The 13,746-nt window shown below is 54.7% G+C and carries 13 protein-coding genes; 6 read left to right on the forward strand and 7 right to left on the reverse strand.

What is annotated here, in order from left to right:
• Positions 1-4: 4 nt before the first annotated feature.
• The gene (locus tag PYL13_RS14150) at positions 5-814 is read right to left on the reverse strand and encodes a class II glutamine amidotransferase (protein ID WP_275641753.1); all 810 of its coding nucleotides are present in this window, start codon (positions 812-814) and stop codon (positions 5-7) included.
• 252 nt (positions 815-1,066) lie between these two features.
• Here PYL13_RS14150 and PYL13_RS14155 point away from each other — a divergent pair, with 252 nt between their 5' ends.
• Positions 1,067-2,290, forward strand: a complete 1,224-nt coding sequence (locus PYL13_RS14155) for a multidrug effflux MFS transporter (protein WP_250982029.1) — start codon at positions 1,067-1,069, stop codon at positions 2,288-2,290.
• Positions 2,291-2,362: 72 nt separating this feature from the next.
• Here PYL13_RS14155 and PYL13_RS14160 read toward each other — a convergent pair whose 3' ends face one another.
• Entirely contained in the window at positions 2,363-2,977 is a 615-nt protein-coding gene (locus PYL13_RS14160; protein WP_192488320.1) for a L,D-transpeptidase, read from the reverse strand.
• Between the two features lie 440 nt (positions 2,978-3,417).
• Between PYL13_RS14160 and PYL13_RS14165 the strand changes: the two genes are divergently transcribed.
• From PYL13_RS14165 to PYL13_RS14180, 4 genes are read left to right on the forward strand one after another with little or no spacing between them, the layout of a single operon-like run.
• On the forward strand, positions 3,418-4,827 hold the full coding sequence (locus PYL13_RS14165) for a circularly permuted type 2 ATP-grasp protein (protein ID WP_250982030.1): 1,410 nt from the start codon (positions 3,418-3,420) through the stop codon (positions 4,825-4,827).
• A 3-nt stretch (positions 4,828-4,830) separates the two neighbouring features.
• On the forward strand, positions 4,831-5,772 hold the full coding sequence (locus tag PYL13_RS14170) for an alpha-E domain-containing protein (protein ID WP_275641754.1): 942 nt from the start codon (positions 4,831-4,833) through the stop codon (positions 5,770-5,772).
• Between the two features lie 19 nt (positions 5,773-5,791).
• The gene (locus tag PYL13_RS14175; RefSeq protein WP_250982031.1) at positions 5,792-6,607 is read left to right on the forward strand and encodes a transglutaminase family protein; all 816 of its coding nucleotides are present in this window, start codon (positions 5,792-5,794) and stop codon (positions 6,605-6,607) included.
• Positions 6,608-6,620: 13 nt separating this feature from the next.
• The gene (locus tag PYL13_RS14180; protein WP_275641755.1) at positions 6,621-7,223 is read left to right on the forward strand and encodes a class I SAM-dependent methyltransferase; all 603 of its coding nucleotides are present in this window, start codon (positions 6,621-6,623) and stop codon (positions 7,221-7,223) included.
• Here PYL13_RS14180 and PYL13_RS14185 read toward each other — a convergent pair.
• Positions 7,220-8,029 (reverse strand): transglutaminase-like domain-containing protein, encoded by an 810-nt coding sequence (locus PYL13_RS14185; RefSeq protein WP_275641756.1) that lies wholly within the window; start codon positions 8,027-8,029, stop codon positions 7,220-7,222. The two genes, PYL13_RS14180 and PYL13_RS14185, sit on opposite strands and share 4 nt — an antisense overlap.
• 103 nt (positions 8,030-8,132) lie before the next feature.
• On the opposite strand from PYL13_RS14185, the gene PYL13_RS14190 reads away from it, so the two are divergent.
• On the forward strand, positions 8,133-8,543 hold the full coding sequence (locus PYL13_RS14190; protein ID WP_275641757.1) for a VOC family protein: 411 nt from the start codon (positions 8,133-8,135) through the stop codon (positions 8,541-8,543).
• A gap of 83 nt (positions 8,544-8,626) precedes the next feature.
• Here the strand turns inward: PYL13_RS14190 and araD1 are convergent, their stop codons facing one another.
• The 4 genes from araD1 to chvE all read right to left on the reverse strand — a co-directional run bounded on the left by araD1 (position 8,627) and on the right by chvE (position 13,609).
• The gene (gene araD1, locus PYL13_RS14195; protein ID WP_275641758.1) at positions 8,627-9,622 is read right to left on the reverse strand and encodes an AraD1 family protein; all 996 of its coding nucleotides are present in this window, start codon (positions 9,620-9,622) and stop codon (positions 8,627-8,629) included.
• A gap of 99 nt (positions 9,623-9,721) precedes the next feature.
• Positions 9,722-10,918 (reverse strand): multiple monosaccharide ABC transporter permease, encoded by a 1,197-nt coding sequence (gene mmsB, locus PYL13_RS14200; protein ID WP_192488313.1) that lies wholly within the window; start codon positions 10,916-10,918, stop codon positions 9,722-9,724.
• Positions 10,915-12,453, reverse strand: a complete 1,539-nt coding sequence (gguA, locus tag PYL13_RS14205; RefSeq protein ID WP_192488312.1) for a sugar ABC transporter ATP-binding protein GguA — start codon at positions 12,451-12,453, stop codon at positions 10,915-10,917. The genes mmsB and gguA overlap by 4 nt, the downstream gene beginning before the upstream one ends.
• A 91-nt stretch (positions 12,454-12,544) precedes the next feature.
• The gene (chvE, locus tag PYL13_RS14210; RefSeq protein WP_192488311.1) at positions 12,545-13,609 is read right to left on the reverse strand and encodes a multiple monosaccharide ABC transporter substrate-binding protein; all 1,065 of its coding nucleotides are present in this window, start codon (positions 13,607-13,609) and stop codon (positions 12,545-12,547) included.
• Positions 13,610-13,746: the final 137 nt, after the last annotated feature.

Raw genomic sequence — 13,746 nt, forward strand, 5'->3', positions numbered from 1 at the left:
AGTATCAAGCGGATTTGCAGAGAAGCTCTTCGTTGGCATCCGCCAGGCATGGATCGAACGGTGCAAAGGAAATCTTTGCGCCCTTCACCGTTGCAACCGTATCGGCCGGGATCAGCTCCCACGTCTCGTCCCGATCGCCGAAGGGCTCCGATGCAACCGCCACACCATCCGGCATGCGCCGCCAATAGAGCGACGGCGGCCGTTCATCGCTCGACCAGCGAAACGCATGCATCGTATCGCCATTGGCCAGAACCGCACTAAAACGGATGGGTTGGTCAACATTGGAAGAGCGCAGGATATCGAGGCAGGTCAGCAAGGTGCGTGAGAACGCCGAGATCGGATCAGCCGCCAGACCAAATCCCGCAGCGATCAGGAACATTGCCTCACTATCGCTGCTGCCGCTGCGTGCAGCATAGACATCATCAGGAATGAGCGCCTCGACCTTGCGTTTGACATGTTCGTAGCCACCAATCTGGCCATTATGCATGAAGAGGTGCCGATCAAGCCCGAAGGGATGGCAATTCGCCATCGACACGCCTCCGGTGGTGGCCGAACGCACATGTGCCAGAAACATCTGTGCCTGGATTTGGTGACAGAGCGAGGTCAAGTTGCGGTCAGACCAAGCGGGCAGAATGCCCTTATACATGCCAGGTTCCTTGCGGTCCCCGTACCAGCCAATGCCGCACCCATCGCCGTTAACAACGGTTTTGGCCTCGCGCGCCGCCATTGACTGGCTGATGAGTGAGCTCTCAGGCTCGATCAACAACGTGTCGAGCCAGACGGGTGAACCTGAATATGCAAGAAAACGGCACATAACTTTGGTTTCTCGTGTTTTTGCTAACAAGCAGCCACATTATAGAAAAATATGGCGCGAATTGATTAATGATTAGAAAAAGCGACTGCGCAACTCAAACACAGACAATTTTTGAAACAAAGCGCGATCACTGCGACGACACCTTGCGCGATACAACCAGTGATTTCCCGCTGTAAAAAACGCCACGCACCTCTGCATTTCTTCTGAAAGCTGATAGAGCCGAACCATCTTCTTTATCAGCGCAGAATTTCAATGACCGCAGCCCCATCCTCGATTAGTTTTCGTGAGCGTATCGCCCTCTATGCCCTGCTGACCTCGTTGACCTCGCTCAGCATCGACGCGCTGTTGCCGGGCCTGCGCCAGATCGCCGATGAGGTCGGTACTGCACCGCCGCTATCGACCCAGCACATCATCTCGCTGTTCATTTTTGGCATGGCCTTTGGCGAATTGTTTCTGGGACCAATATCGGATGCATTGGGACGCAAGAAAGCGCTGGTTCTTGGCCTTTGCGTCTACGCAGCGGGAACGGTCGTAGCCATGCTGGCCGGATCACTCGAGATGGTCATTCTCGGCCGATTTCTTCAAGGTGTTGGCGTATCCGGGCCGAAGATCGCAACCCGCGCCATGATCCGTGACCAGTTTGAGGGCAATGACATGGCACGCGTCATGTCTTTCATGTTCACCCTGTTTATCCTGGTGCCGATGCTGGCCCCTGCGCTGGCGCAGGGCATCATTACCCTGTCGGGATGGCGCACGGTTTTTGCCATTTATCTTGTCATGGCAATGGTACTGGGCCTGTGGATGCTGATCCGACAACCGGAAACTTTGCCCGTTGAAAAACGTATCCCCTTCCGGCCAAAACTGCTTTTCAGCAATGCCGCGCGCATCCTCGCCAACCGCCGAGTGTTGCTGCTGATCATCACCACGGGCGTCGTATTTGGCGCGCAGCTTCTCTACCTCAGCACTGCGGCAGATCTGTTCTTTGATGCTTACGGCATCAAGGAAACCTTTCCGTTTTATTTTGCCGCATTGGCGACCGGCATCGGGCTGGCGTCATTCCTCAACGCAAAACTCGTCCAGCGTCTTGGCATGGAGGTGATGGCTCGCGCCGCTTTCGTGGCTTTGGCAATCACCGGCTTCCTGATGCTGCTCACCACCCTCTTGTGGACGGGTCATCTGCCGCTCACCGCCTTGATGGCATTCGGTTTTGCGGCATTCTTCGCAATCGGCATCCTGTTTGGCAATCTCAATGCCATGGCTATGCGATCGCTTGGACAGGTTGCTGGCCTCGGCGCATCCCTCATCGCTTCCGGATCCAGCCTTGTTGCCACGGTTTTTGCAGTAGTGATGGGCAGTTTTTACAATGGAACAGCAACCAATCTGGCTGCTGGCTTTTTTGTCGCCGGTATTATCTCGCTAATATTGGCAGAACTTGCCCTGCGCAGCGACGCCTCACCGATTGAAGCCCTGCGATAAGCACAACAGCCCGGAACACTGAAGCTCCGGGCTGTTGTGATATGGTCGTGTTGTCAGCGATCTCGACCTTGATCAGGCCTGAAGAACCACCACGCGTGCGCCAACCGGCACGCGCTCGAAAAGATCAATCACATCGTGGTTCAACATGCGGATACAGCCGCTCGACATGGCGTGGCCGATCGACTGCGGCTGGTTGGTGCCATGCAGACGGAACATCGTGTCGTTGCCACCGCGGTAGAGATACAGCGCACGTGCGCCGAGCGGGTTGTTGGGACCACCCGGCATGCCGCCAGCATATTTCAGGTTCTTGGGGTCACGGCGCATCATGTTCGCAGTGGGTGTCCAGCTTGGCCATTCCGACTTGCGGCCGATATAGGCATCACCCTTCAACGCCAGCCCCTGACGACCAACGCCAACGCCGTAACGCATCGCACGACCTTCGCCCATCACGTAATAGAGGCGGCGGGCCGGCGTATCGACGACGACGGTACCAGCCGGATGTGCTGTTTCATATGCCACTTCCTGGCGGCGCAATTCCGGCTTGATCTTGTCAAGCGGCATGGCTGGAAGCGGGAACTTTTCAGCAGGCTTCGCGGCATACTTCTGCGTCATTGGAACACCGGTGCTCGCGCAACCAGCAACGAAAAGCGGCAATCCGAACAGTACCGCACGGCGTGAGATGGACATATAACCCCCGTCATCCAATCGAATATGAACAAGAGGTATAATTTTATGGTTAACAATGTACTAAACCCTTACGCGAAGGGTTAATCTTTTCCCCTTTGATGCATTTCCCCTGTTCCGTATTTTTGACGCCACGCGCCCACGCCTCGATTTTGTGCGCTTTGACTGGTGTTTCTTCGTCGCCAAAACTCAAAAAATGCAATTCAGAGTAAAAAATAAGCAATCGCATTTTTATCACGCAGACAGTTCGCAAAGATAATATTTGCCGCACCGGAACCTTTGCGCAAATGCCGAATTTTTACACAGATCGGGCAATGCAAATTCCTGAGTTGCGTGGGCTTTTTCTTGAACCAACGAATAAAAAATCTTTTTGCTGAACTGCGCATGGTTCTTGCATTGCTTCTGTCGTTGTATTCAAATGGTAAAAAATGGGGAACATACCGTTGGCATTTGACGAAATGATAAGTGCGGACAACGCTCCGCGAAGCCCATATCAAAACTATAACGAGTGGTACGACCGCCAGGACAGGGCGCACCTGATCCGCAAGTCAGAAGACGCAGAAAAGATCTTCCGAAAAACCGGCATTACCTTCGCGGTCTACGGACATGCCGACAGCGCCGAAAAGCTTATCCCCTTCGACATTATTCCCCGCATAATTTCAGGCCGTGAGTGGAGAAAGCTGGCACAGGGTATCGAGCAGCGCGTTCTCGCGCTTAACTCTTTCCTTGATGATATCTATCACAAGCAAGAAATCATTCGCGCCGGACGTATTCCGCGGGAATTGATCGAGAAAAACGAAGCCTTTCTTCCGGAAATGATCGGCTTCACGCCACCGGGCGGCGTTTACACCCACATTGTCGGCACGGACATTGTCCGCACTGGCGAAGACCAGTTTTACGTGCTGGAAGACAATGCGCGTACACCTTCAGGTGTCAGCTACATGCTGGAAAACCGCGAAACCATGATGCAGATGTTTCCGGAACTTTTCCACGAGAACAAGGTACAGCGGGTTGAGGACTATCCTTATCTGCTGCGCCAGTCTCTTTCGTCTCTGGCACCACCCGGTTGCACCGGCAAACCGCGCGTCGCAGTGCTGACACCCGGTATCTACAACTCCGCCTATTATGAACATTCCTTCCTAGCCGACATGATGGGCGTGGAATTGGTGGAAGGCTCTGACCTTCGGGTGATGGATGGTAAGGTCAAGATGCGGACCACACGTGGGTACGAGGCCATCGATGTGCTCTACCGTCGTGTTGACGACGACTTCCTTGACCCGCTGACCTTCCGTCCGGATTCGGCACTGGGCATTCCCGGCATCATGGATGTCTACCGCGCAGGCAACATCACCATTGCAAACGCGCCCGGCACCGGCATTTCCGACGACAAGGCGATCTATTCCTACATGCCTGAAATCGTCGAGTTCTACACCGGCCGCAAACCACTTCTTGAAAACGTGCCAACCTGGCGCTGTTCTGAACCGGACAGTCTGAGATATGTGCTGGATAACCTTGCCGAACTAGTGGTCAAGGAAGTCCATGGTTCCGGTGGTTACGGCATGCTTGTTGGTCCGACAGCCAGCAAGAAAGAACGCACTCTGTTTGCTGAAAAGCTGCGTGCTCGACCCGCAAACTACATTGCCCAGCCAACACTTTCGCTTTCAACAGTTCCCATCATGGTAAAGAACGGCATTGCCCCGCGCCATGTCGATCTGCGCCCCTATGTTCTGGTTTCCGACAAGGTTCGCATTATCCCCGGTGGCTTGACGCGCGTTGCGCTGAAGGCCGGCTCGCTGGTTGTAAATTCCAGTCAGGGCGGCGGCACCAAGGATACATGGGTACTGGAGGACTGAAGCATGCTGGGACGGACTGCAAACGGACTTTATTGGATGTTCCGGTATATCGAGCGTGCCGAAAACATCGCACGCCTCATCGATGCGGGATTGCGCGTTTCTCTGACACGCAGTGGCACCGGTGATGAAGACTGGGACGGCGTGTTGCAAAGCGCTGGTGTGCGCGAAAGTTTTGCCGAGATACACGAGCGCGTCACCTCAAGTGACGCCATCGATTATCTGTTACGAGACAGCAGCAACCCCTCCAGCGTGATGTCGTGCATTGAAGCGGGTCGTAACAATGCCCGCATGGTGCGCACCGCACTAACACGGGAAACATGGGAAGCAACCAACGAATTCTGGATTGAGGTGAAAGCCATGCTTTCCCGAAAGGTCAAGGCAGCCGAACTTCCACAATGCATCGACGCCATCAAGCAACGCGCCGGACTGGTGCGTGGTGCATTCCATGGCTCCATGTTGCGCAACGATCTCTACAATTTCTCGCGCATCGGCACCTTCATTGAACGTGCTGACAACACCGCCCGAATTCTGGATGTCAAATATTATGTGCTGTTGCCGGCGGCCAGCCATGTCGGTTCTTCACTGGACAATGCTCAGTGGGAATCCATTCTGCGCTCCGTTTCGGCGCATCGGTCCTATGGCTGGGTTTATGACGCTGAATACAAACCCGCAAACATTGCCGACTTCCTGATTCTCAACGGTCGCATGCCGCGCTCGCTCGCCTATTGCTACGAAAAAATCGTCAGCAATCTCGGATATCTTGCTTCGGACTATGTTGAAAAGCACAAGGCACATGAAACCGCCGATGCTATTCGAGCAAGTCTTAAAAGCACGACGGTAACCCGCATCATGGATGGCGGCCTGCACGAATTCCTTGAGGAGTTTGTTAACCGGAACAGCCAGCTCGGCCAGGAAATAACGGAAGGGTACCGCTTCTATCAATGAGCGGGAAACGGATGGAACAATGCGTCTGAAGATAAACCACGTTACCCGCTACACATATGATGCCCCTGTACCCTACGCCTTGCAGCGTGTGCGCCTGACCCCGACAACGGGACCGGGCCAGACAGTAAGACACTGGGCGGTCACCGTTGAGGGGGCAACAGTTGAAGCCAACTACGACGACCATTTCGGCAACCGTGTGGAACTTGTCGAACTTGAAGGACAAGGTCAGACCGTGACCGTGACGGCATCGGGCGAGATCGAGACGGAAGACCGCGCCGGTGTCTACGGTCCGCACAACACCTATGCGCCGCTCTGGTTGTTCATGCGCGAAACGCTACTGACAAAACCTGGCAAACTGATCCGAGAATTGGCCCGCAATGCGAGCGGTGAAAACGAACTTGCGAAACTGCATGGCCTGATGGAGACCATTCACCAGACTGTTGAATATTTGCCTGGTTCAACCGACAGTGAAACAACTGCCGAACAGGCGCTGGAGGCGCAAAAAGGCGTCTGTCAGGATCACACTCACATTTTCATTTCCGCTGCTCGAATGCTCAACATTCCAGCGCGTTACGTATCCGGTTATCTGCTGATGGATGGCGTGAAAGAACAAGCCGCAACCCACGCATGGGCGCAAGCCCATATTACCGGGCTTGGCTGGGTTGGTTTTGATGCCGCCAACAACCTCTGCCCGAACGACCATTACGTCACAATCGCATCCGGCCTATGTTACCGTGATTGTGCGCCTGTTTCCGGCATGCGGATTGGGAACTCGGCGGAGGATCTGAACGTCTCGGTGACTGTGGAGCAGGCCCAAAGCCAGTCACAGAGCTAAGGCGGACGCCGGAATGGCAGAGGGCAAACACGACATTACCACGCTGGACTTTTACACCCGGGAGGCAGATGCCTATACCTCGCGCGGCGAAAAACCATTGCATGTACAGTTGACACAGTTCCTGTCTCAGCTTCAGCCGGGCGCCAGCATTCTTGAACTGGGGTGCGGGGCCGGACAAGACAGCGAAGTGATGATTGCCCAAGGGTTTGACGTGCATCCCACTGACGGCACGGCGGAAATTGCACAAGCCGCAGCGCTGAGGCTTGGCATCCCCGTCAAAACTCTGCTGTTTCACGATATCGATGCCGAGCAGACCTATCATGGCATATGGGCCAATGCCTGCCTTCTGCACGTACCCCGTGCCGCACTTGGTGGCATCATCCGTCGCGTTCACGCTGCCTTGAAGGACGGCGGCATTTTCTACGCCAGTTTCAAGGCAGGGGAAAAAGAGGGGCGCGATCAGTTTGATCGCTATTTCAACTACCCCTCGGAAGCCTGGCTACGCGAGGTCTATGACCAATATCCCTGGGCCAGCCTGTCAGTGGTGACAGCGAACGGCAGTGGCTATGACAGGCAACCCACAAAATGGCTTCAAGTCACTGCGGTTAAACCCTAACCGTTCCGTTTCGCAAGAACGCCACCCGGTTGATGCGCATGTGCTGCTGGCCCTCCCGGAATAATTGGTATCTGGCCACCACGAATTTTGGCAACGCGAGCATTCATCCAATGCCGGATGACGCTGCGATATAACAGGCCCTTCAACCCGGTGATCGCCTGTCTATGCTGGCGATAAAAGACATCCGGACTGTCAAACAGGCCGAGATCGGCATTGATACCGGTTTTCTGAATGTAGGTGCCGCGACCATTCCATTCGACGGCCGGCGCCTCAAGACAATCGGTGCCTGCACCGTAACCACACAGTGATGTACCCTGCCCCGCAAACCGACCCTGCAAAATTTTCAGAAATGCCGCGTCCAGAATGAAACCCTCAAGTTCCACCCAAGTGCCCTCATGATACACCTCCACCCAGCTATGCAGTATATTGTCAGGCGCAAGTCCATAGACCAGTTCCGGTACGATGCCACGCTGCAAACCCTTATGGATTGTAAAACCATGCAAGCGGCACGGGATGTTGACAGCGCGTAACAATGCCATCAGCAGCGTCGCCTTGGTGTTGCACTGGCCGTAACCATCAGCCAACACATCACTGGCCGGAATATCGTCGGCACTGTTGTAGCCAAACCTGATTTCGTTTCTGACATAGTCATAGACCGCGCCAATGCGGGCATAAGCAGACAGCTCATCCCAGCCTCGCGCTTTCACCAGCGCTTGAATACTACCCGATCCGAAATTCAGCAGAGCGGTTTCTGCGAGATATTTCCTTGCTTCGTCTTCCATCATGACGCCATCCTTCAACTTCATGGTAAAAACCTACAAGCTACAGCGACTAGAGGTTCAAGCGCTAATTTGAAGAGAGCGAACACATAGACGTGCTCGCTACTTTACTTGGACAACGGAGGAAACCATGCAACCACCAAAAGCCATTTTCGAAACGGTGATTTACGCCGATGATCTCGATGCAGCAGAGCGCTTCTATCACGACGTATTCGGGCTTGAGATTGTGCGAAAACTGGCCGGACAATTTGTATTCTTCCGCTGCGGCCAACAGATGCTGCTGATCTTCGACCCTGAGAAATCTCGCATCGCCGATCCCTCCAATCCCATCCCGCGTCACGGCACCACTGGCAGCGGCCATTTCTGCTTCCGCGTCGACAGCAAATCCGAGGTCGACAGATGGAGAGACCATTTTCTGTCCCTGGGCATTGAGGTCGAGCACTATCAACGCTGGAATAACGGTTCTTATTCCGTCTACATCAGAGACCCATCAGGCAACTCTGTGGAGGTTGGTGAGGCCGGGCTCTGGAACCCGCAATAACGCCTCCAAAAGGAAAAGCCCCGAACCGTGAGGTTCAGGGCTTTCGATCTTAGTCAAAGAGCGCGGCATGCGCGCTCGGGAAATCAGAGCTGCTTTACCGCAATGGTTTCTTCAGCTTCAACCTTCAGCGGGTTCTTGAGCGGCAGGCCGAAACCGGCAGCTTCAATCTCGAACACGTCGCCAGCCTCAGGCTTTACGCCATCCGCGAAGGACAGGGTTGCCGTACCGAACATGTGAACATGCACATCGCCCGGTGCGCGGAACAGGCCGTATTTGAAATGATGGTATTCAAGGTTCTCGAACGTATGGGACATGTTGTCCTCACCCGACAGGAACGGCTTTTCGAAGATTGCCTTGCCTTTGCGAAGAATACGCGATGTACCGCGAATGTCGGCAGGTGGCGCACCAACGCGGATTTCCGGGCCGAAGCTTGCAGGACGCAGCTTGGAGTGTGCCAGATACAGGTAGTTGACCCGCTCCGTCACGTGGTCGGAAAACTCGTTGGAAACGGCAAAACCGATACGGAAGGGCTCACCCTTGTCCGAGATAACGTAGATGCCAGCCATTTCAGGCTCTTCACCACCGTCCAAAGCGAACGAAGGCGACAGAAGTGCAGCACCCGGTGCGGTGGCAACGTAACCGTTACCCTTGTAGAACCACTCCGGCTGAACGCCCTTTTCGCCAGCCTTCGGCTTGCCGTTCTCAAGACCCATCTTGAACATCTTCATGGAGTCGGTCAGCGTTTCTTCGGCCGTATCGTTGGCCTTCTTGTGCATGCTGTCACGCGTTGCAGCGGAACCGAGGTGGGTCAGGCCGGTGCCGGTCAGGTGCAGGTGTGCAGGATCCGGATGGGTGATCGGCGGCAGGAAACGACCTTCAGCATAGGCCTTCTCGAGATCGACAACATCGCCAAGACCATGGGCCTTAACAACATCAGCAAGGCTCTTGCCGCTGTTTGCGGCTTCGATTGCCAATGCATAAACGGAATCAGCGTTGTTTACGGCACGCGCCTCGCCAGCGTCTTCGCGAACAGCGACCACCAGCTTGCCACTGGCATCCTTGACCTGTGAAATCAGCACGGTATTTCCTTTCCCGGCATTAAAAGCTTTAGACATGAACACGGCCGCTGAACGGCCGTGAAAAACCTCTGTAGTGAGGATGGAAGGCTGATCCGAAGATCAGCCCTTGTTCTTGTTGTAGACGTCGAAGAACACCGCAGCCAGCAGCACGAGGCCCTTGACCATCTGCTGGAAGTCGATGCCAAGACCGACAATCGACATGCCGTTGTTCATCACACCCATGATGAACGCGCCGATTACCGCACCGGTGATCTTGCCCACGCCGCCGGATGCCGAGGCACCACCGATGAAGCAAGCCGCGATCACGTCAAGCTCGAAGCCCACGCCGGCCTTCGGCGTTGCCGAGTTGAGGCGAGTTGCGATGATCATGCCAGCAAGGCCAGCCAGAACACCCATGTTGACGAAGGTCAGGAAGCTCAAGCGCTCGGTGTTGATACCGGAAAGCTTAGTTGCCTTTTCGTTGCCACCCAGCGCGTAGATACGGCGGCCGATGGTCGTGCGACGGGTAATGAAGCTGTAGAAAGCAATCAGCACCAGCATGACGATCAGAACGTTCGGCAGACCACGGTTGGCCGACAGTTTATAACCAAGGAACAGGATCGCAGCCGTTACCAGCACGTTCTGGATAACGAAGAAGCTGAGCGGCTCAACATCGATACCATGGCTCTGGTTGACCACACGGCGACGCCAGCTGAGGAAGAACATAACCAGCGGGATCAGGATGGTAATGATCATCGATGTGGTGTTGAGACCTTCGATGCCACCGATATCCGGCAGGAAGCCGGTGCTGATGATCTGGAAGTCACGTGGGAACGGACCGATGTTCTTGCCACCCAGCACGAACAGCGTCAGGCCACGGAACACCAACATGCCCGCCAGCGTCACAATGAACGATGGAATGCGGTGATAGGCAATCCAGTAACCCTGTGCCGCACCGATAACGCCACCGACAGCCAGACAGACAATAGCTGCCAAGAGCGGGTGCCAGCCCCATTGAACGGTCAAGATAGCCGCAATCGCCCCGACGAAGGCAACGATTGAACCGACCGAAAGGTCGATATGCCCTGCCACAATGACCAGCAACATGCCCAGCGCCATGATGACGATGAACGAGTTCTGCAGCACGAGGTTGGTGAGGTTGGTCGGAGCAAACAGAATGCCACCGGTATAGACCTGGAAGAACAGCATGATCGCGACGAGCGCAAGCAGCATCCCGTATTCCCGGATATTACTCCGCAGATAGGACGAGATGGAAACGACGTTGCTTTCTTCGGTATTGGTATTGGCCGAACTCATGAGTTCTTCTCCCCTGAGCGCATGATAGCGCGCATGATGCTTTCCTGGCTCGCCTCTCCCTTCGGCAGTTCAGCGACGATGCGTCCTTCGTTCATAACGTAGATGCGGTCGCAGTTACCGAGCAGTTCAGGCATTTCTGATGAGATCATCAGAACGCCTTTTCCATCGGCGGCAAGCTGGTTGATGATAGTGTAGATTTCGTATTTCGCACCGACGTCGATACCGCGCGTCGGTTCGTCGAGGATAAGAACCTCGGGGTTGGAGAACAGCCACTTGGACAGCACAACCTTTTGCTGGTTGCCGCCGGAGAGATTGACCGTTTCCTGGAAAATGCCGTGTGAACGGATGCGCAGGCGCGAACGGAAATCCGTTGCGACCTTCATTTCCTTGATATCGTCGATGACGGATGCCTTGGAAACACCGGCAAGATTGGCAAGCGTGGTATTGTGCAGAATGTTGTCATTCAACACCAGACCAAGATGTTTGCGGTCTTCCGTCACATAGGCAAGCCCGGCATCAATCGCCTTGCGAACCGTGCTGACATCCACCGGCTTGCCATCGATCAGCACGTCTCCGCTGATCTTGTGGCCATAGGACTTGCCGAACACGCTCATGGCGAATTCGGTACGTCCTGCACCCATCAAGCCTGCGATACCGACCACCTCGCCCTTACGGACGGTAACATTGATATCATGCAAGACCTGACGGTCACGGTGCTGCTGGTGGAAGGCGTTCCAGTTCTTGACCTCAAGAATGGTCTCGCCAATCGGCACGTTGCGTGGCGGATAACGATCTTCGAGATCGCGGCCCACCATGTTGCGGATGATGACGTCTTCGCTGATCTCTTCCTTGTGACAGTCCAGCGTCTTGACGGTCATGCCGTCGCGCAGAACCGTGATCTGGTCGGCCACCTTGCGCACTTCGTTTAGCTTGTGCGTGATGATGATCGAGGTCAAACCCTGATTGCGGAATTCAATCAGCAGGTTGAGAAGAGCATCGGAATCGCTTTCGTTGAGCGAAGCTGTCGGCTCATCGAGAATGAGCAGCTTCACGCTCTTGGACAGCGCCTTGGCGATTTCAACAAGCTGCTGCTTGCCCACGCCAATGTCGGTAACCAGAGTTTCAGGCGATTCTTTCAGCCCGACCTTCTTCAGAAGCTCACGCGTGCGATTGAACGTCTGCTGCCAGCTGATCACGCCATTGGTGGCGATTTCATTGCCCAGAAAAATGTTCTCGGCAATCGACAGCAGCGGCACGAGCGCCAGCTCCTGGTGAATGATAATGATGCCAATATCTTCACTGTCATTGATGGCGCGGAAATTACGCACCTGACCTTCGTAATGAATTTCGCCGTCGTATGAGCCCGCGGGATATACACCGGAAAGAACCTTCATCAAGGTCGATTTTCCTGCGCCGTTCTCACCGACGAGTGCATGAATTTCACCCTTGCGAACCTTGAGGTTCACATTCTCCAGCGCTTTAACGCCGGGGAACGTCTTGGTGATATTCCGCATTTCGAGAATGGTATCGTCCATATCAAAATCCAGCGCCGGTTTAATCCGGCGATTTTTTCAAACAAAATCCGGGGGAGAAGACGATGCTCCACCCCCGGCATTCAGAAACAGATTACTTCAGCTGGTCTTCTGTGTAGTAACCGCCGTCAACCAGAACTTCCTTGTAGTTGTCCTTGGTTACAGCAACTGGCTTCAACAGGTAGGAAGGAACAACCTTCACGCCGTTTTCGTAGGTCTTGGTGTCGTTAACTTCAGGTTCTTTGCCCTGCATAACGGCATTGACCATGCCAACGGTAACCTTGGCCAGCTCGCGTGTGTCCTTGAAGATCGTGGAGTACTGTTCGCCAGCGATGATCGACTTGACGGACGGAACTTCAGCGTCCTGACCGGACACAACCGGCAGCGGCAGATCGCCAGAACCGTAGCCAACGCCCTTCAGCGAAGACAAGATACCGATGGACAGACCATCGTAAGGCGACAGAACTGCATCAACCTTTGCATCTGTGTAGAATGCGGAGAGCAGGTTATCCATACGGGCCTGGGCCGTTGCTGGGTCCCAACGCAGTGTACCAACCTTGTCCATGCCGGTCTGGCCAGACTTTACAACAAGCTTGCCGCTGTCGATGTAAGGCTGAAGAACAGACATCGCACCATCGTAGAAGAAGAATGCGTTGTTATCGTCTGGAGAACCACCGAACAGTTCGATGTTGAACGGGCCCTTGCCATCCTTGAGGCCGAGCTTGTCCGTGATCGAAGTTGCCTGCAGAACGCCAACCTGGAAGTTGTCGAAGGTTGCGTAGTAGTCAACGTTGCCGCTGTTACGGATCAGACGGTCGTAAGCGATGACCTTAACGCCCTTGTCAGCAGCCTGCTGCAGAACGTCAGACAGTGTCGTGCCGTCGATCGAAGCGATAACCAGAACCTTGACGCCCTTCGTTACCATGTTTTCGATCTGCGAAAGCTGGTTCGGAATGTCGTCGTCAGCATACTGCAGGTCTGTGGCATAGCCAGCGTCCTGAAGCTGCTTGACGATGTTGTTGCCGTCGTCGATCCAGCGTGCAGAGGACTTCGTTGGCATTGCGATGCCGACAGTGCCCTTGTCCTGAGCGAATACAGGCGCAGCAAAGCTTGCAACGCCGATGGCACAGGCTGCCATTAACGAGACGATGGATTTCATAAATCTCTCCCTTTGAACCCTTGTCAGGCGCGCCCCAGGCGCCGCCTTCAAATCCATGCCAGAATTGTAAGGAGGCAGATTTGGACAGGACGGTTTTTTACTTATCAGTACGCCTGCCCGCCGCTCCTCCACGGCAC

Origin of the sequence: Agrobacterium sp. Azo12, assembly GCF_029193765.2 — a bacterium.
Classification (GTDB): Bacteria; Pseudomonadota; Alphaproteobacteria; order Rhizobiales; family Rhizobiaceae; genus Agrobacterium.